Source organism: Sphingomonas alba (assembly GCF_023516555.1).
Taxonomy (GTDB): domain Bacteria; phylum Pseudomonadota; class Alphaproteobacteria; order Sphingomonadales; family Sphingomonadaceae; genus Sphingomicrobium; species Sphingomicrobium album.
Window position 1 is genome coordinate 949,797 of sequence record NZ_JAMGBD010000001.1, and the last position, 17,911, is coordinate 967,707.

23 protein-coding genes are annotated in these 17,911 nt (G+C 63.0%); 1 reads left to right on the top strand and 22 read right to left on the bottom strand.

The window, feature by feature from the left end:
• Window position 1: 1 nt before the first annotated feature.
• The 19 genes from LZ536_RS05045 to LZ536_RS05135 form a co-directional block, all read right to left on the bottom strand.
• Window positions 2-316 (bottom strand): 50S ribosomal protein L23, encoded by a 315-nt coding sequence (locus tag LZ536_RS05045; RefSeq protein WP_249847204.1) that lies wholly within the window; start codon window positions 314-316, stop codon window positions 2-4.
• On the bottom strand, window positions 309-935 hold the full coding sequence (rplD, locus tag LZ536_RS05050; RefSeq protein WP_249847205.1) for a 50S ribosomal protein L4: 627 nt from the start codon (window positions 933-935) through the stop codon (window positions 309-311). Before rplD ends, LZ536_RS05045 begins: the two co-directional genes overlap by 8 nt.
• Window positions 936-938: 3 nt before the next feature.
• A complete protein-coding gene (rplC, locus tag LZ536_RS05055) occupies window positions 939-1,850 on the bottom strand; it encodes a 50S ribosomal protein L3 (RefSeq protein WP_249847206.1) in 912 nt (303 codons plus the stop codon).
• 210 nt (window positions 1,851-2,060) lie between these two features.
• Entirely contained in the window at window positions 2,061-2,372 is a 312-nt protein-coding gene (gene rpsJ / locus LZ536_RS05060; RefSeq protein WP_028969184.1) for a 30S ribosomal protein S10, read from the bottom strand.
• Between the two features lie 164 nt (window positions 2,373-2,536).
• A complete protein-coding gene (gene tuf / locus LZ536_RS05065) occupies window positions 2,537-3,727 on the bottom strand; it encodes an elongation factor Tu (protein WP_249847207.1) in 1,191 nt (396 codons plus the stop codon).
• A gap of 74 nt (window positions 3,728-3,801) precedes the next feature.
• Window positions 3,802-5,895, bottom strand: a complete 2,094-nt coding sequence (gene fusA / locus LZ536_RS05070; protein WP_249847208.1) for an elongation factor G — start codon at window positions 5,893-5,895, stop codon at window positions 3,802-3,804.
• 62 nt (window positions 5,896-5,957) lie between these two features.
• Entirely contained in the window at window positions 5,958-6,428 is a 471-nt protein-coding gene (gene rpsG, locus LZ536_RS05075; RefSeq protein ID WP_249847209.1) for a 30S ribosomal protein S7, read from the bottom strand.
• A 65-nt stretch (window positions 6,429-6,493) separates the two neighbouring features.
• The gene (gene rpsL, locus LZ536_RS05080) at window positions 6,494-6,865 is read right to left on the bottom strand and encodes a 30S ribosomal protein S12 (protein ID WP_028969180.1); all 372 of its coding nucleotides are present in this window, start codon (window positions 6,863-6,865) and stop codon (window positions 6,494-6,496) included.
• Window positions 6,866-7,115: 250 nt separating this feature from the next.
• Window positions 7,116-7,877, bottom strand: coding sequence for a MerR family transcriptional regulator (locus LZ536_RS05085; protein ID WP_249847210.1), 762 nt, complete (start codon window positions 7,875-7,877; stop codon window positions 7,116-7,118).
• Between the two features lie 34 nt (window positions 7,878-7,911).
• Entirely contained in the window at window positions 7,912-8,640 is a 729-nt protein-coding gene (locus tag LZ536_RS05090; RefSeq protein ID WP_249847211.1) for a sulfotransferase-like domain-containing protein, read from the bottom strand.
• On the bottom strand, window positions 8,637-9,566 hold the full coding sequence (locus tag LZ536_RS05095; protein WP_249847212.1) for an aminotransferase class IV: 930 nt from the start codon (window positions 9,564-9,566) through the stop codon (window positions 8,637-8,639). The genes LZ536_RS05090 and LZ536_RS05095 overlap by 4 nt, the downstream gene beginning before the upstream one ends.
• Before the next feature lie 72 nt (window positions 9,567-9,638).
• The gene (locus LZ536_RS05100; RefSeq protein ID WP_249847213.1) at window positions 9,639-10,229 is read right to left on the bottom strand and encodes a hypothetical protein; all 591 of its coding nucleotides are present in this window, start codon (window positions 10,227-10,229) and stop codon (window positions 9,639-9,641) included.
• Between the two features lie 58 nt (window positions 10,230-10,287).
• Window positions 10,288-10,689, bottom strand: coding sequence for a cupin domain-containing protein (locus LZ536_RS05105; protein WP_249847214.1), 402 nt, complete (start codon window positions 10,687-10,689; stop codon window positions 10,288-10,290).
• Window positions 10,690-11,004 (bottom strand): DUF3140 domain-containing protein, encoded by a 315-nt coding sequence (locus tag LZ536_RS05110; protein WP_249847215.1) that lies wholly within the window; start codon window positions 11,002-11,004, stop codon window positions 10,690-10,692. It abuts the gene before it with no gap.
• A 76-nt stretch (window positions 11,005-11,080) separates the two neighbouring features.
• Entirely contained in the window at window positions 11,081-12,028 is a 948-nt protein-coding gene (locus LZ536_RS05115; protein WP_249847216.1) for a cation diffusion facilitator family transporter, read from the bottom strand.
• A gap of 3 nt (window positions 12,029-12,031) precedes the next feature.
• Window positions 12,032-12,367, bottom strand: coding sequence for a hypothetical protein (locus LZ536_RS05120; RefSeq protein WP_249847217.1), 336 nt, complete (start codon window positions 12,365-12,367; stop codon window positions 12,032-12,034).
• A gap of 16 nt (window positions 12,368-12,383) precedes the next feature.
• A complete protein-coding gene (lpdA, locus tag LZ536_RS05125) occupies window positions 12,384-13,799 on the bottom strand; it encodes a dihydrolipoyl dehydrogenase (protein ID WP_249847218.1) in 1,416 nt (471 codons plus the stop codon).
• Window positions 13,792-14,178: an acyl-CoA thioesterase gene (locus LZ536_RS05130; protein WP_249847219.1), complete on the bottom strand. Its 387-nt coding sequence runs from the start codon at window positions 14,176-14,178 to the stop codon at window positions 13,792-13,794. The genes lpdA and LZ536_RS05130 overlap by 8 nt, the downstream gene beginning before the upstream one ends.
• A gap of 221 nt (window positions 14,179-14,399) precedes the next feature.
• Complete coding sequence (locus LZ536_RS05135) at window positions 14,400-15,698, bottom strand: pyruvate dehydrogenase complex dihydrolipoamide acetyltransferase (protein ID WP_249847220.1); 1,299 nt, start codon at window positions 15,696-15,698, stop codon at window positions 14,400-14,402.
• A 102-nt stretch (window positions 15,699-15,800) separates the two neighbouring features.
• On the opposite strand from LZ536_RS05135, the gene LZ536_RS05140 reads away from it, so the two are divergent.
• On the top strand, window positions 15,801-16,277 hold the full coding sequence (locus LZ536_RS05140) for a universal stress protein (RefSeq protein WP_249847221.1): 477 nt from the start codon (window positions 15,801-15,803) through the stop codon (window positions 16,275-16,277).
• Here the strand turns inward: LZ536_RS05140 and LZ536_RS05145 are convergent.
• The 3 genes from LZ536_RS05145 to LZ536_RS05155 are packed head-to-tail and all read right to left on the bottom strand — an operon-like array spanning window position 16,274 to window position 17,809.
• Window positions 16,274-16,753, bottom strand: coding sequence for a GAF domain-containing protein (locus LZ536_RS05145; RefSeq protein WP_283938386.1), 480 nt, complete (start codon window positions 16,751-16,753; stop codon window positions 16,274-16,276). The genes LZ536_RS05140 and LZ536_RS05145 overlap by 4 nt on opposite strands.
• On the bottom strand, window positions 16,753-17,163 hold the full coding sequence (arfB, locus tag LZ536_RS05150; RefSeq protein ID WP_249847222.1) for an alternative ribosome rescue aminoacyl-tRNA hydrolase ArfB: 411 nt from the start codon (window positions 17,161-17,163) through the stop codon (window positions 16,753-16,755). Before arfB ends, LZ536_RS05145 begins: the two co-directional genes overlap by 1 nt.
• Window positions 17,153-17,809 (bottom strand): RluA family pseudouridine synthase, encoded by a 657-nt coding sequence (locus LZ536_RS05155; RefSeq protein WP_249847223.1) that lies wholly within the window; start codon window positions 17,807-17,809, stop codon window positions 17,153-17,155. The genes arfB and LZ536_RS05155 overlap by 11 nt, the downstream gene beginning before the upstream one ends.
• Window positions 17,810-17,911 lie beyond the last annotated feature (102 nt).

Below are 17,911 nucleotides of genomic sequence, written 5' to 3' on the forward strand. Positions count from 1 at the left end.
CTTAGATCCCGCTCGTGATGTCGATCGAGTTGCCCTCGGCGAGGGTGACGATCGCCTTCTTGCTGTCCGACCGAGTGTAGGGACGGCCCTTCCACTTCTTGGTCTTGCCCTTGGTGACGATCGTGTTGACGCCGGTCACCTTGACGTTGAACAGCGCCTCGACGGCCGCCTTGATTTCGGGCTTCGACGCGGTCGAAGCGACCTTGAACACCACCGCATTCTGGTCCGACAACATGGTCGACTTTTCGGTGATGTGCGGCGCCATGACGACGTCGTAGTGGCGGTTCTCGACCGCTGCGGCTTGCTTCTTAGCCATTGAACCGGGCCTCCAGCTTTTCGACCGCGGCGCGGGTCAGGACCAGCGTCTCGTGGCGCATGATGTCGTAAACGTTGGCGCCCATGGCCGGCATCAAATTGACGCTCTGCAGGTTGGCCGAGGCGTGAGCGAACGAAACGTTCAGCGCATCACCGTCGATCACCAGCGCGGTCTTGCCGAAGCCGAGCTTGCCAAGCTGCGTGTGCAGGGCCTTGGTCTTGCCTTCCTTGACGTCGAGATTGTCGATGACGACCAGCTTGCCGTCCTTCGCCTTCGACGACAGGGCCATCTTCAGGCCAAGCGCACGGATTTTCTTGTTGAGGCTTGAGGTGAAGACGCGGGCACGCGGGCCGTGCGCCTTACCGCCGCCGACGAAGATCGGGGCGCGACGATCGCCGTGGCGAGCCGTGCCGCCGCCCTTCTGGCGACCGAACTTCTTGCCGGTGCGGGCAACGTCGCTGCGCTCACGCGCGGCGCGGGCCGGACCACGGCGGTTGATCAGCTGCCAGGTGACGACGCGGTGCAGAATGTCCGCACGCGGCTCGACACCGAAGATCTCGTCATTGAGATCGATGTCACCGCCCGTCTTGGCGTCGAGGGTCTGAACCTTGACCTTCATCGCTTAGCCTTCCTTGCTCTCGTCGGCGGCGGGGGCTTCACCCTCGTCGGCCGAACCGGCATCGTTGTTCTCTTCAGCCGCAGCAGCCTCTTCGGCAGCTGCTTCAGCGGCCGCACCGGCTTCCTGCTCGGCGGCGATGGCGGCGACTTCCTCGTCGCTCGGCAGCGCCGGAATTTCGTGGACCGCGGCCTCATCGACCAGGCCGGCAGCGGCGTGATCGACTTCGAGCTCCGGTGCATTTATGTCGAGGAGACCTGCCGGATAGGGCACGTTCTCGTTGCGCGGCAGCTTAATGGCGTCGGTGACCTGCAGCCAGCCACCCTTCGAACCGGGGACCGAGCCCTTGACGAAGATCAGGCCGCGGGCGGCGTCCGTGCGGACGATCTCGAGATTCTGCTGCGTGCGGTTGCGGGCGCCCATGTGGCCGGCCATCTTCTTGTTCTTGAAGACGCGGCCCGGGTCCTGGCGGTTACCGGTCGAACCGTGCGAACGGTGCGAGACGGACACGCCGTGGGTGGCGCGAAGACCACCGAAGCCCCAGCGCTTCATGGCGCCGGCGAAACCCTTGCCCTGGGTGATGCCGCTGATGTCGACATACTGGCCGGCGACAAAGTGGTCGGCCGAGATGGTCGCGCCGACGTCGAGGAGGGCATCCTCGGCGACGCGGAACTCGACGACGCGAGCCTTGGGCTCGACCGAAGCCTTGCCGAATGCAGCGCGCTGCGGCTTGGCGACGTTCTTCGCCTTCGCCTTGCCGGCGCCGAGGGCGACGGCCGTGTAGCCGTCCTTGTCCATTTCGCGACGGGCGACGACCTGTACGTCTTCCAGCTGCAGGACGGTAACCGGCACGTGCCGGCCGTCCGCCTGGAACAGGCGGGTCATGCCCATTTTCTTCGCGATCACGCCAGTGCGCATGACCAAATGCTCCCAACAGAGGCCCGCAAACCCCAATGGTCCACGGGCGTGCAGCCCAAAAAATGATGCGTGCCCCGCTTGGGCTATTCCCGACCGGAAGGACGGGATGCGGGGGACGCAGGCCGGGTGTCCCGAAGGACGCCCGCGGTATCCCTTATTGTTGCGTCAGCAGGATCGCCTCGGGGCGATTCAACCGCTGCGCGCTGGCCCTTAGGCCAGTTTGATCTCTACGTCTACACCCGCGGCGAGATCGAGCTTCATCAAAGCGTCGACCGTCTGCGGCGTCGGCTGGACGATGTCGAGAAGCCGCTTGTAGGTGCGGACCTCGAACTGCTCGCGCGACTTCTTGTCGACGTGTGGCGAGCGGTTGACGGTGAACTTCTCGATGCGCGTCGGCAGCGGAATGGGACCGCGAATAAGAGCACCCGTACGACGAGCCGTATCGGCGATGTCGCCAGTTGCCTGGTCAAGCACTCGATGATCGAACGCCTTCAGGCGAATCCGGATGTTCTGCGTTTCCATGTCCACTTACCGATGCGAAAGAGCCAAGCCCCCGAAGGAGCAAACCAAACAGGCAAGGACGCCGCTAGACCTTTCGGCCTGAACGCCGCCTTACACTATACTCAAAAGCGATCCGCGCGACCCTCTGGAACAAGTCCGGAGAATCGCGCGGAAGGCGCCCTATATTACTTCGTGATCTCGGCGACAACCCCTGCGCCGACGGTCCGGCCGCCTTCGCGGATCGCGAAGCGCAGGCCCTGGTCCATGGCGATCGGGGCGATCAGCTTGACGCCCAGGTTCACGTTGTCGCCCGGCATCACCATTTCGGTGCCGGCCGGCAGCTCGACTTCGCCCGTCACGTCGGTCGTGCGGAAGTAGAACTGCGGACGATAGTTGGCGAAGAACGGCGTGTGACGGCCGCCCTCGTCCTTCGACAGGACGTAGACCTCAGCCTTAAAGTCGGTGTGCGGCTTGATCGAGCCCGGCTTGCAGAGAACCTGGCCACGCTCGACGTCCTCACGGCCGATGCCGCGGATCAGAGCGCCGATGTTGTCGCCGGCTTCACCCTGGTCGAGCAGCTTGCGGAACATTTCGACGCCGGTGACGACGGTCTTCTGGGTGTCGCGGATGCCGACAATCTCGACTTCCTCGCCAACCTTGACGACGCCGGTCTCGACGCGGCCGGTCACGACCGTGCCGCGGCCCGAGATCGAGAACACGTCTTCGATCGGCATCAGGAACGGCTTGTCCAGCGGACGCTCCGGCTGCGGGATCCACTCGTCGACGGCGGCCATCAGCTTCAGGATGGCTTCCTTGCCGATCTCCGGGTTCTTGTCTTCCAGGGCGGCGAGAGCCGAACCGGCGACGATCGGAATGTTGTCGCCGTCGAAGTCCCGCTTCGAAAGCTCTTCGCGGATTTCCAGCTCGACGAGCTCGAGCAGCTCGGGATCGTCAACCTGGTCGACCTTGTTCAGGAAGACGACCATGGTCGGAACGCCGACCTGCTTGGCGAGCAGGATGTGCTCCTTGGTCTGGGGCATCGGGCCGTCAGCGGCCGACACGACGAGGATCGCGCCGTCCATCTGGGCGGCACCGGTGATCATGTTCTTCACATAGTCGGCGTGGCCTGGGCAATCGACGTGCGCATAGTGACGCTTGTCGGTCTCGTACTCGACGTGCGCGGTCGAGATCGTGATGCCGCGCTCGCGCTCTTCCGGAGCCTTGTCGATGTTCGCATAGTCGACGAACGTCGCGCCGCCGCTCTCGGCCAGAACCTTGGTGATCGCCGCGGTCAACGACGTCTTGCCATGGTCGACGTGACCGATGGTGCCGATGTTGCAGTGCGGCTTCGTCCGCTCAAACTTTGCCTTAGCCATTTTAAGCCTCTTCTACGTTAAAAACCGGGGCGCCCGCCCATGGTGCGAGCGCGCCCATAGCCACAAAAAACCGGTTACGCCAGCTTCGCCTTCACTTCGTCGGCGACGTTCTGCGGCACCTCGTCATAATGCGAGAACTGCATGCTGTACTGGGCCCGGCCCTGCGTGAACGAGCGCAGCTGGTTCACATAGCCGAACATATTGGCAAGCGGGACCATGGCTTCAACCGCCTGGGCGTTGCCGCGGGTGTCGGTGCCCTGGATCTGGCCGCGCCGGGAGTTGAGGTCGCCGATGACGTCGCCGAGGTAATCCTCGGGGGTCACGACCTCGACCTTCATGATCGGCTCGAGCAGCTTGATGCCGGCCTTCTGGGCCGCTTCACGCATCGCGCCGCGCGCGCAGATTTCGAATGCCAGCGCCGATGAGTCGACGTCGTGGTACTTGCCGTCGACCAGGTGCACTTCGAAATCGATGATCGGGAAGCCGATCAGCGATCCGGTTTCCGCGGTCTCCCGCAGGCCCTTCTCGACCGACGGAATGTATTCCTTCGGAACGTTGCCGCCCTTGATCTCGTCGAAGAACTGGAAGCCCGACCCGCGCTCGCCCGGGACGACGCTGATCTTGATTTCGCCGAACTGGCCGGAGCCGCCCGACTGCTTCTTGTGCGTGTAGGTGAGGTCCACCGGCTTCGCGAGATACTCGCGATAGGCGACCTGCGGAGCGCCGACATTAGCCTCGACCTTGAACTCGCGCTTCATGCGGTCGACCAGGATCTCCAGGTGGAGTTCGCCCATGCCCTTGATGATGGTCTGGCCGGACTCATGGTCGGTCGTCACGCGGAACGACGGGTCCTCGCGCGCCAGGCGATTGAGCGCGACGCCCATCTTTTCCTGGTCGGCCTTGGTCTTCGGTTCGACCGACAGCTCGATGACGGGATCCGGAAACTCCATGCGCTCCAGGATGATCGGCGCGGTGGTCGCGCACAGCGTGTCGCCGGTGGTCGTGTCCTTGAGACCGGCCAGCGCAACGATGTCGCCGGCGTAGGCGATCTGGATGTCCTCGCGCTCGTTCGCATGCATCAGCAGCATGCGGCCGACCTTTTCCTTCTTGTCCTTGACCGAGTTCTGGACCTGCGAGGAGGTTTCCAGCTTGCCCGAATAGATGCGGGCGAAGGTCAGGGTGCCGACGAACGGGTCGTTCATGATCTTGAACGCCAGAGCCGAGAACGGCGCGTTGTCGTCCGACGGGCGCGAATCTTCGTCGCCATTGGGCAGGATGCCCTTGATGGCAGGCACGTCGATCGGGCTCGGCAGATAGTCGACGACCGCGTCGAGCAGCGGCTGGACGCCCTTGTTCTTGAACGCCGAACCGCAGACCACCGGAACGAAGGCCATCGCCAGCGTGCCCTTGCGGATCAGCTTCTTGAGCGTCGCCGTGTCCGGCTCATTGCCTTCCAGATACGCTTCCATCGCGTCATCGTCCTGCTCGACAGCAAGCTCGATGAGGTTGGTGCGCGCTTCCGCGGCCTTGTCCTTCAGGTCGTCCGGAATTTCCTGATATTCGAACTTCGCGCCCAGGCTCTCCTCGAGCCAGATGATGGCGCGGTTCTCGACCAGGTCGACGAGGCCCTTGAAGCCGCCTTCGATCCCGATCGGGAGATACAGGACGGCCGGGCGCGCGCCGAGACGATCGATGATCGACTGGACGCAATATTCGAAGTTCGCACCGGTGCGGTCGAGCTTGTTGACGAAGCACATGCGCGGCACGCCGTACTTGTCGGCCTGGCGCCACACCGTCTCCGACTGCGGCTCAACGCCGGCCACGCCGTCGAAACAGGCAACCGCGCCGTCCAGCACGCGCAGCGAACGCTCGACCTCAATGGTGAAGTCGACGTGACCCGGCGTATCGATGATGTTGATGCGGTGCTCGGGGCCCTTGCCCTCTTCGGCACGCCACACGCAGGTCGTCGCGGCCGACGTGATCGTGATGCCGCGCTCCTGCTCCTGCTCCATCCAGTCCATGGTGGCGGTGCCTTCGTGGACTTCGCCGATCTTGTAGGACTTGCCGGTGTAGTAAAGGATGCGCTCGGTCGTCGTCGTCTTGCCGGCGTCGATGTGCGCCATGATGCCGATGTTGCGATAGAGTTCGAGCGGATGGCTGCGGGCCATTGATAATCTCCAATTCCGGTGGCCGCCGCGGATGGCGGCCCCGGGTTACAAAATGAATTCGGTTACCAGCGGTAGTGCGAGAAGGCGCGGTTCGCTTCCGCCATGCGGTGCGTGTCCTCGCGCTTCTTCACGGCGTTGCCGCGGTTCTGCGAAGCGTCCATCAGCTCGCCCGACAGGCGGCCGGCCATGGTCTTCTCCGAACGGGCGCGGGCGGCCGAGATGAGCCAGCGGATGGCCAGCGCCTGGGCGCGCTCGACGCGGACTTCGACCGGCACCTGGTAGGTGGCACCGCCGACGCGGCGGCTGCGGACTTCGATGCCCGGCTTCACGTTGTTGAGCGCATCGTGGAAGACCTGGATGGGGTCCTTCTTGAGGCGGGTCTCGACGGTCTCGAGGGCACCATAAACGATGCTCTCGGCGACGGACTTCTTGCCGTCGAGCATGACCGAATTCATGAACTTCGACAGGACGATATCTCCGAACTTCGGATCGGGGAGGATCTCGCGCTTCTCTGGGCGACGACGACGGGACATTGCGTTATTCCTTTATCTGAGCGGCGCGCCTGCCGTTTTTCAGGCGGCGCGGCCGACGAACCAGCTTACTTCGGGCGCTTGGCGCCGTACTTCGACCGCGACTGACGACGGTCCTTCACACCCTGCGTGTCGAGCACGCCGCGAAGCACGTGGTAGCGCACACCCGGAAGGTCGCGCACACGGCCGCCACGGATCAGCACGACGCTGTGCTCCTGGAGGTTGTGGCCCTCGCCCGGGATGTAGCTGATGACTTCGCGCTGGTTGGTCAGGCGGACCTTGGCAACCTTGCGCAGAGCCGAGTTCGGCTTCTTCGGGGTAGTCGTATAAACGCGAGTGCAAACGCCGCGCTTCTGCGGGTTCTGTTCCATCGCAGGGACCTTCGACTTGGCCTTCTGCGGTTCGCGACCCTTGCGGATCAGCTGGTTAATCGTCGGCATGAAGCCTTCACCTTTCAACTGCGGTTACTTTGCCCAAAGCAAAAAGCGTGAAAGCGTCGGCCAGCCTGTCGGCAAACCGGGCCTTCACGTCCTTGAGCAATGTTCAGCTCTTGCCCGCCGGGTGTGAATCACACGATCCGCGGACGAGCGGCCCCCTAAGGGACTTTGCTTTTAAGGTCAACGGGCGAGGTACCGACGGCCCCACATCCCGGTTGAATGGAATGTAGGACCGCCGGCGCCCGTAACAAGGTCAGGAGGCACGGCGGCGGCCGATCTCCTGGATGAAGGCGAAGACCTCGGTCGAAAAGGGCGCCTGGACGTCGCCCTTCCACTCGCCCATCCGCTCGTAGAGCTTTGTCGCTCCCTGCATCATCTGCGGCGTCGCCACCGCCTTGAACGGCGCCAGCAATTCCTGCCACTCGTCATACAGTTTCTGCGCCTCCGGGCTGTCCGGCCCCAGCGGCATCGCCGCCGCGACCTTGTCGCCCAGCGCCTTCCACTGCCGGTTGTACGCCTCATGGTCGATTCCACCCGGCACGCCCTGGCCATGCTCGGCCCAGTGCGCCTGCTCCTCTTTCGAGAAGTAACGGTCGGTGATCTTGTCCCACTGCTCTTTCGACATGCTCAATTCCTCATTCCTGATCAGCGAGCAGAAGGTCGCGGCATCGACGGGCTCGCCGCGGTCGATGCGTGACTTGACGGATCGGAGCAGGCCCTCGGCTTCTTTCAGCTCTGCCTTGCGCTCGGCAATGGCGGCCAGCTGGGCGTCGATGAGTTGCTCCAGGTTGAGCGATCCGCGCCCGGTCAGCTTCGCGATCTGCGACAGCGTCAGCCCGGCGCGCTTCAGCGCGACAATGAGGTTCAGCCGCTCCAACTCTGCGGAGCCATAAAGCCGCCGCCCGCTGTACGTCCTGAGCGGCGCCACCAGCCCCTGCGCCTCGTAGTAACGCAAGGCGCGGCTGGTGAAGCCGGTGCGGCGGCAGACTTCGGAGATGTCGAGCGGCTGTTCCATAAACACCGCTATAGCGCTTGACGTTACGTCAACTTCAAGCGGTGATTTTGTGCTCCGCCAGCCGCTCGTAATATGGCCGGCAATGGTCGGCGACGCGCCTGCCTTCGTCATCCAGCGCCGCCTGGTCACCGTCGGGTATCCCAAATCCCGTGCTCGCCGCCACCGCATCGTACCAGTGCGACGCCCAGATTCCGTCGGTCTCGCGAATCCCCGGCGCCCAGCTTAGCATCACCGGATCCCAGGCAATGCCGAGCGCCTCGCACAGCTTCTCCAACATCGCCGCCGGATCGGCGAGGATGTCGGCGCTGTCGACGACCGGCGGCGCATGCCCCAGCCGGCTCGCCTCGCGCTCGAAATATTCGACCTGACGCTCGACGCCGAGATGATCCGGGCGCACCGCCACTCGCTTGGCGGCATAGCTCGCCACCACCCGCGCCGGATCGCGGATCAGGAAGGCGTGCCTCAGGCCCGGCAGATCCTCATGGTCGACCGGCCCCACCATATGGTGCGCCATATGCTTCTGATACCAGATGGGCGCGCCAGTCGGGCACGGCCCCGCCATCGTCCGCGCCACGCTTAGCCAGTCGCAGTCCATCGAGCCGATGACCTCGTCAGCCATGGGCTGCGGGTCGCGGGTCTGCTTCAAATAGGCGCCATAAAAGGGCTCGTCCGAGACGAACGTATCCGCCCGCGACCCGAAGCTTCGCATCATCGCCGTGGAGAGGTTTCGCGGCCCCGACCACATGGCGATGCGGATGGTCACGGCCTGTCCTGAGTTCCGTCGAAGGGGCGCTTCTGATCCGCGATGTCCCGATCCATGCGTTCGATGTAGAGTCGTTGCAGCCGCTCGACCATCGGTCCCCGGCATTCGAGCTTCCGTCCATCCACTTCACGCACCGGTACAATGCCGGCAAAGGTGCCGGTCACGAACGCCTCGTCCGCCCCGTAGACATCCGTCAGAGAGAAGTCCTTTTCGACGGCCGGAATTCCGGCTTCGCGCGCGACTTCGAGCGCAAGCTGCCGGGTAATGCCGCCGAGGCAATATTTGCCGCTAGACGTCCAGACTTCTCCCCTGCGGACGATGAAGAAATGCGTGGAGTTGCACGTCGCCACAAACCCGTGCGGGTCGAGCATCAAAGCTTCGTCAGCCTCCGCCTGTGTCGCCTGGATGGAGGCGAGAATGCAGTTGAGCTTGGAATGCGAATTGATCTTCTGATCCTGCACCGCTGGGTCGCCCCGGCGGACGTGGACTGTGAAGAGCTTCAGGCCGCGCTCGTAGATCGCCGGGTCGGGTTCCTTATATTCGGCAATGATGACCACGGTCGGCGCACCGACGACCACGCGCGGGTCCTGGTAAGGCGTCGAGCGAATGCCGCGCGTCACCATCAACCGCACATGGACGCCGTTGGTCATCCCATTGGCGTCGATGGTCTCGTAGAGCCGCCGCGCAAGGTCATCGCGCGACAGGCCAAGGTCCATGGCAATCGCCTTGGCGCCTTCGAACAGCCGATCGAGGTGCCGGTCTAGGAAGGCGGCGGTCGCATCCTGGACGCGAAGCCCTTCCCAGACGCCGTCGCCCAGCATGAACCCGCTATCGAAGACGGAAACCACCGCCTCCGCTCGCGGCTTCAGCTCGCCATTGACGTTGATGAGGATCGAGGCGTTGCGGGGGTCGGAAACGTCATGCATCGACTGGGCCATGGCCCAGTGGTGCAGCGTCAAAGCACACTTGGCAACTGGGCGGTCTCGCGCCCGAAAAAGTTAAAGGCCCAGCCTGCCCCTTTTCCCAAAGGTCGGGCGCTGCTGGAACGGGACCGGCTTGGTCTCGAACAGTGGCGCGATCGGGGCGTGAAGTTCCTCCTCGATCGCGGTGCGGTCGGGGAAGTCCGTCGGGACCTCCGGCTCAAGCATATCCGGCTCGACTGCCTGGGGTTCGACCGTTTCGGGTTCGACAGTTTCGGGTCCGATCGCCTCCGATGCTTCAGGCTGTGCGACCTCGGTTACGACGGTGACCTCCTGAACCGTAGCCTTCTTTTTCCGGCTTGGTTTCTTTGCTTTCGGCGCTTCCTCCGGCTTGGCTGGCTCGAAAGCGACGACGGGCTCAGGCTCGGCGGGTATGAAATGCACGACCGGCAGATCTGACTCGTCCGGCAGGGCCGGCGCATCGGCTACCGGCTTGGGACTGCGCATGTCGGTAAGGTGCCACAACCCATAGAGGCCAGTGGCCACAGCGGCCGGAAGGAATGCCGTTGCATAGGTTTGCATCCACGCCGCAACGCAGGATGCGGCGACCGTCAATGTGCAGAGGACCTCAAACGCAATCCTTCCGCGGGACTGGCGAATGCTGTGCATTGGCTCTCTCCCAATGGATTGGATTACACCGCTGAAACCTTCTTAAACGGTTAATGCTCTACTCGGTCGCCTTGCCGTCCCACCTCTCGGCGGGGTGACGGGCCTCCGCCTCCTCTTTTGTTGACTGGACGACCTGATCCAAATGCTCTGGCGGGCCGTAGAGCGTGTAGAGCTTCAAGGGCCTGTCCCCGGTGTTGCGGACATTGTGCCGTGCACCAGCCGGGACGATGATGCCGCTGCCATCCTCGACGTCATAGGTGTTGTCGTCGATGTCGACTTGGCCATTGCCTTCCTCGATCCGGAAGAATTGGTCACGGCCCTTGTGGACCTCTGAACCGATGTCGCATCCCTCCGGAAGGCTCATCAGCACCAGCTGCAAATGATGGCCGGTATAGAGCACGCGCCGGAAGTCGGAATTGTCGGTGGTCTGCTTCTCGATGTCGTCGTGATAGCCCTTCACTCAATCCTCCTTCGTGGGATCGTGACCCCAGTTCATCAGGCTGTAGCGCCAGCGCGACGTGTAGATGTTCTCGGGACGTTGCGCCTTATGGCGATGTACGTAGCCCACGACCTTGCGCATATGGGCAAAATCCCCGTCGGCGAGATCGTCATCCGGCTTCTTCAGGATACGGACGATGTGACGGCCGCTGGCATGGCCGACGCTTTCGGTCGCGCCATCGCGGCGAAATCCGACGCTGCGGCTTTGCTCGGTCTTGAGCCAGCGATCGAGCTCGCCGGCGGTCATGTTGACCGCCTGGTCAAACTCCCTGCGCACTTTCGCCCTGTCCATGTTCGTCCAATGCGCAGAGCGGCAGCGGGTTGCAACGCGCGCCTTCTGCAGTCCGAATTGGCTAAATTAGCGCTGCGCCTTCTTCCGTCCGGCATTGATCGGCGGCGCTGCGCGGGCGGATGTAGAGCCGACGGATGATCGGAAACCGCCGTTCGCATTCAAGCTCGATGTCGCAGACCAGACGCTCGACATCGCGCGCCGAGATATGGTCTTCGAAATCGACCGAGAGCATGGCAGTGATCTGATCCGGAGCGCTGTGGACAGTCAGCACTTCACCCACCGACGTTACGCCGTCCCGGCGCTCGACCATTTCGTGGATCGCGGTTACCAGCTCCGGATCGGCGGCTTCGCCAATCAGAAGCGCCTTGGACTCATATGCAAGCAGTGCCGCGGTGAATCCCAGGATGCAGCCGATTACGATCGAGGCCATGCCGTCGTAGCGCGGGTCTCCCGTGATCTGGCTAACACCCAGACCGATGGCGGCTGCAAGAATGCCGACCATAGCCGCGCCATTTTCGAGGAGGACGATGAAGCCCGGCGGGTCTTTCGACTGAATGATGGCTTGGACCCACCCCAGTTTGCCCTTGGCCTGGTTGAAGTCCTTAAACGCCTCCAGCGTCGAACCTCCCTCCAGCAGGAAGGCGACGAGCAGCACGCCATAGGCGATGATCGGGCTGACTGCTGGCTCCGGATCGGCGATGTGGATGATGCCCTCGTACACCGACACACCCGCGCCCAGGGCGAACACGAGCACGGCGACCACAAAGCTCCAGAAGTAGATTTCGCGCCCGTAGCCGAATGGATGCAATTTGTCCGGCGGACGGCGCGACGCCTTGCGTCCCCAAAGCAGCAGCAGTTGGTTCGAACTGTCGACGACCGAGTGCACGCCTTCGGTCAGCATCGCCGACGAGCCCGTTAGCGCCGCCGCGACGAACTTCGACACTGCAATACCCATGTTCGCCGCGAAGGCGATCCACAAAGTCCGGTTGTTATGCGGTTCGGTGTTCAAGGATCAGTCGCCCGCTACCAGCCGATCCGGCACTTCATAAACCTCAGCGCCACCGACCCGGATGATCGTCGTTTCGCCGTTCCGCTCGACCTCAAGGCGTCCGCCGGCATCTGTGAACTTGGCGACGCCCTTCTGAAAGTAGATGATGCGTTGATGGCCATCGGCTGCGGTCGCGTAAGCCGAGATTTTTCCATCCCCGCGCGGCACGAGCGCCAACTGGCAACGGCCGGCTGGGCCCTCCTTGACCGTACGGCAAGCAATTGAGTCATAGCGAACGGTGGCCGCGACTGCCGGGTCCATGGCCGGTGCCGCCAGCGCCATCAAAATCAGTCCAATCATCGGGAAACTGGCTCCATCAAATGTGCAGGACGCGGCCGTAAGCCGCCAGCACGCTCTCGTGCATCATCTCACTGAGCGTCGGGTGCGGATAGACGGTTTCGATGAAATCCTGCTCGACGAGTTCGGCCTGCTTGCCGACCGTATAGCCCTGGATCAATTCGGTGACCTCGGCGCCGATCATGTGCGCGCCGAGCAGTTCGCCGGTCTTGGCGTCGAAGACCGTCTTCACGAAGCCCTCGGTCTCGCCAAGCGCGATGGCTTTGCCATTGCCGATGAAGGGGAACTTGCCGACCTTCACTTCGTGGCCAGCCTCCTTGGCCTTGGCTTCGGTCAGGCCGACGGACGCGACCTGCGGGTGGCAATAGGTGCAGCCGGGGATGTTCTTGGGGTCCATGGCGTGTGGATGAACGTCCTTGTTGCCAAGCTGTTGAGCAATCGCCTCGACGGCGATGATGCCCTCGTGGCTCGCCTTGTGCGCCAGCCAGGGCGGAGCGGTGACGTCGCCGATGGCCGAAATGCCGGCCACATTGGTCCGGCACATGGCGTCCGTGTCGATATGGCCCTTGGTGGTTTTGATCCCGAGCTTCTCCAGACCGATATTCTCGGTGTTGGGGGCGATGCCGACCGCGACGATGCAATGGCTGAAGCGCTTTTCCTCGACCTTGCCGTCCTTGGTCGTGATCTTGGCGGCGACGCCCTTGGCATCAGCCTTCAGGCTGTCGACACCGGCCGAGGTCAGAAGAGTCATGCCCTGCTTGGCAAGGCTCTTGGCGAGAAAGTCGCTGACCTCCGCGTCCTCCACAGGTACCACCCGGTCGAGCATTTCCACGACCGTCACCTTCGCACCCATGTCATTGTAAAAGCTAGCAAATTCGATCCCGATCGCGCCCGATCCGATGACCAATAGCTCGGTCGGCATTTCCGGCGGCGTCATCGCATGGCGATAGGTCCAGATCTTCTTCCCATCGCTCTCAGCAAACGGCAGCTCGCGCGCCCTGGCGCCGGTCGCGATGATGATGTGCTTGGCTTGCAGATCCGTTGTCTTTGAATCCGCTGCAGTGACCGTCATCTTGCCCGGCGCGGTGATCGTCCCGGTACCCATATGCACCGTGATCTTGTTCTTCTTCATCAGGTGCGTGACGCCCTGATTAAGCTGCTTGGCGACAGCGCGGCTCCGGGCAACGATCTTCGCCAGGTCCGGCTTCACGTCGCCGGCAATCAGGCCGAAGCTGTCGGCATGTCGCATGTGGTGAAGCATCTCGCCCGAGCGCAGCAACGCCTTGGTCGGGATGCAGCCCCAGTTGAGGCAGATGCCGCCGAGGTTCTCGCGCTCGACGATCGCCGTCTTGAGGCCGAGCTGTGCGGCGCGGATCGCGGCGACATAGCCGCCGGGGCCAGAGCCGAGGACGATGAGATCGTAGGTTTCAGCCATTGCTTTCCTCTTTGGCCGCAATCTCCCGCGGCTTGTCTTGTCCGTCGAGCGCGACGAAGGTGAATTCGCCTTCCGCGACGACCTTCTCTTTGTCTCCGTCCCGCTCGCGCGCGATCGCTTCGGCCTTCAGCGTCAGCGACGTCCGGCCTTGCTTCAACAAGTCGACGTAGACGCTAAGCTCGTCGCCGACCGACATCGCGCCGGGAAATTTAATCGCCTCGGCTGCCACAAGAATTGCCTTGCCGCTCGAATGCCGCGACGCGAACGATCCGCAGGCCAGCCCCATCTGTCCCATCAGCCATCCACCGAACACACCGCCGTACGGATTGGTGTCCGACGGCATTGCCGTGACGCGAATGAGGGGAGCACGCTCGACCAAGATCGCTCTAGTTTCGATGCCAATTCATGAGCAGGCGAAGCGCGATCGCCGAGCCCAAGGCGAGGGGGATCGAAAACAACAGTCCGGGCGAGTCGGAAACAGGACGCACCGTCCCCCACCCTGCGAACGAATGAAGCCAGACCCCATTCTGGCCGCCGAAGAACAAGGGCAGCGCGAAGCCGAGGATCGCACCGATGAAGAGGGCCGGAAGCCACTTCATCTCAAGCGACCAGGCCCAGCGGTTTCTCGCAGAGTTCCTTGAAGACCTTCATCAGCCGTGCGCCGTCGGCGCCGTCGATGGCGCGATGATCGAAGCTGCCGGTCGCCGACATAACGGTCGCAATCTGCAGGCTGTCGTTGATGACATAGGGCCGCTTCTCGCCAGCGCCGATCGCCATGATCATGCCCTGCGGCGGATTGATAACGGCCTCGAAATGCTTGATGCCGAACATGCCCATGTTCGACAGACTAGCGGTGCCGCCCTGATATTCGGCGGGCTGTAACTTACCATCCTTGGCGCGGCTCGCGAGGTCGTGCATCTCTGTCGAGATCTTCGACAGCGTCTTGCTGTTCGCGTCCGCGACGATCGGCGTAATCAGGCCATTGGGAATGCTGACCGCCACTGAAATGTCGGCCCGGCTGTACTTGATGAGGTTGTCACCCCCGAAACTGACGTTGCATTCCGGCACTTCGATCAACGCCAGCGCAAGTGCCTTGATCAGCATGTCATTGACGCTGAGCTTGACGCCGCGACTTTCCAGAGACGCATTCAGCTCGCCGCGTAGCTTCAGAAGCGCATCCAGCTGTACGTCGAGGGTCAGGTAAATGTGCGGGACCTGTTGCTTGGACTCGGTCAGGCGGCGCGCAATCGTCTTGCGCATATTCGAAAGCTTGATGACCTCGTTCGGGATTTCGAGGGGCTCGACATGCGCGGGCGCGGCCGCAAGCGTCGGCGCTCCAGTTGCCGGCGCAGCCATCGCGCCGCCGCCAGCCTTGCCGAGATCGGCGCGGACGATGCGGCCGCCTGGACCGCTGCCGGTCAGCGTCGACAAATCAATGCCCTGGGCTTCTGCCAGGCGGCGGGCCAACGGCGAAGCCTTTATTCGGTCTCCAGCTGCCCGCGCAGAGGTCGCTGCCGGTTGAGCCGGAGCAGCAGGCGTCGCTACAGGCGCTGGCGGTGGAGGGGCCGGCTCAGCCATCACGGGAGCCGGACCCTGTTCGTTCTTAACCGCGGGGGCTGCGGCTGGCGCGGCCTTGGCCGCGGCACCGACGTCCTCACCCTCACCCGCCATCAGCGCAATCGGTGCGCCGACCTTCACGCCATCGGTGCCCTCCGGGACCAGAATTTTGGCAATCGTGCCTTCGTCGACGGCTTCGAATTCCATGGTCGCCTTGTCCGTCTCGATTTCGGCAAGAATGTCGCCGGACGACACGGCGTCGCCCTCCTTGACCAGCCATTTGGCGAGCGTTCCCTCCTCCATGGTCGGGGACAGAGCGGGCATCTTGAGTTCGATGGGCATGGGACTCTTTCGCGTTGGCGGTCGTCGCGGGGCACAAACTCCAAAGCTAGCATTGGGTCAAGGCGGGTTGCCAAGGAGACGGGTTTAGCGCAGCACATCGCCGTGACCGGGGCATCGGCAGAAAAGCGCACGTATCTCGTCGTCATCGACGATAGCCCCGAAGCACGCGTGGCCCTCCAGTTCGCCGCCCGTCGCGCAGCCAAGACCAATGGCGCAGTCGAAGTGCTGGCAATCGTCGAGCCACAGGATTTCGTCCAATGGGGTGGTGTCCAGGCCGCCATCGAAGAAGAGCAGCGTCTGCGCATCGAAGCCAGCGTCGCGGCGGCGGTCGGAGAAATCATGGATGCCGCCGGAATCCAGCCGCACATCATCGTCCGGTCCGGTGAACCCGTGCAGGTCGTCCGCACGCTAATTGGCACACGCGACGAGATTGCCGCATTGGTCCTTGGTGCCGCGCCTTCTGGAAATCCCGGACCGCTCGTGTCCAACCTGACCGGCAACGATGCCGGCAAGCTGCCCTGCCCGGTGATGATTATTCCGGGATCGCTCCCGTCGGAGCGGATCGAGAAGCTGAGCTAAAGGACCCGCGACAGGAATTCGGCGATCGGCCGGAGCCCGGCCTCATCCTCTCCGTCGAACCGCGCGTGCAGCGGACTATCGATATCGAGCACGCCTAATACTTCGCCATCGCGGATCAGCGGCAGGACAATCTCGCTGTTAGACGCACTGTCGCAGGCGATGTGGCCGGGAAAGGCGTGAACATCCTCGACCCTCTGCACCTGCCGCGTCTCGGCGGCAGCCCCGCAGACGCCCGAACCAAATGCGATGCGGATGCACGCCGGGCGGCCTTGGAACGGTCCGAGCACCAGTTCACCATCGACATTCCGGTAGAAACCCACCCAATTCACGTCGGGCAAGCTTTCCCAGATCAGGCCCGCAGCATTCGCCATATTGGCAACGGAGTCGGTTTCATCGCCGATGAGCGCTTCCAGCATCTGCGCGAGGTCACGGTAGAGCGTCGGCTTGTCGGCAGCAGCAATCTTGAAGTCATACATCAGTCGAAACTCACCTTTCCCCGGCCCTGCTTGACGGCGCTGCGCTGCTTCTTTGAATCGACCCGCTTCGCCTTGGCTGACCGCGACGGCTTCGTTGGCCGTCGTTTCGCCTGAACGATATGGGCCTCGGCAATCATTTCCGCCAGTCTTTGCCGGGCGTCGGCGCGGTTCGCTTCCTGGGTTCGGAAGCGGCGCGCAGTAATCAACAATTCGCCGCTACTGGTCATCCGGCTACCCGCGATGCGCTTCAAATTCTCATAGGCGTGGGGCGACAATCCAAGCTTGAAGACATCCGCGCGCAATTGGCAGGCCGTCGCGACCTTGTTGACGTTCTGGCCGCCAGGCCCGGTCGCGGCGAGAAACTTCTCGCTCAGCGCATCCTCGGGAATCTCCACATCCTCAGGCCGCATTGATGAAGTCCAGCCAAAGCCCGAAGGTGTCGGGGACGGGCGCAACGACATCAATTGCAGGCTTCGTGCCGCGCGGGACAACAATCCGCCAACTATGCAGGAGCATCGGGCCGCCGCCGGAGCCATAAACCGGATCACCAACAATCGCCGCTCCCAGGCCGCGGGCCGCGTGGACCCGGATCTGGTGCGTCCGCCCGGTCAGTGGCTTGAACTCGATCAAGCTCAAGCCATCGCGCTCGGCGAGTTTTTTCCATCGCGTCTGAGCGCTCTTGCCCTTGTCGTCGGGCACCATCCGCCAGCCTGCTTCGGCGGTCGAAAATTTCGCGAGCGGCAGATCGATCACGCCGGCCTCGGCCTCGGGCACACCGGCGACCACGGCGAGGTAGGTTTTCTTGACCGTTCCGGATTCAAACGCCTGCTGGAATTTTGCCCGTGCCTTGGGATTGCGCGCCAGCAGCAGGCATCCCGATGTATCTTGGTCCAGACGATGCATCGCCACCGGTTCGCGCTGGAAACCCAGCTTAAGTTCGTCCGCCCGGACCGCGACACTATCGCCGCCCGCGCGCGGAGTATCGACCGGCAACCCCGCCGGCTTGTCGATGACGATCGCTTCTGCGTCGACGTAAAGGATGCGGTCTTCGAGCATATCTTCTTCAATGGCGGTGTTGCACGTTGGACTCAATTGCGCCGTTTTCGACCGATTACAGAACTTTAGGGCTTATTAACCTTTTCACTGCAGACAGGTCAT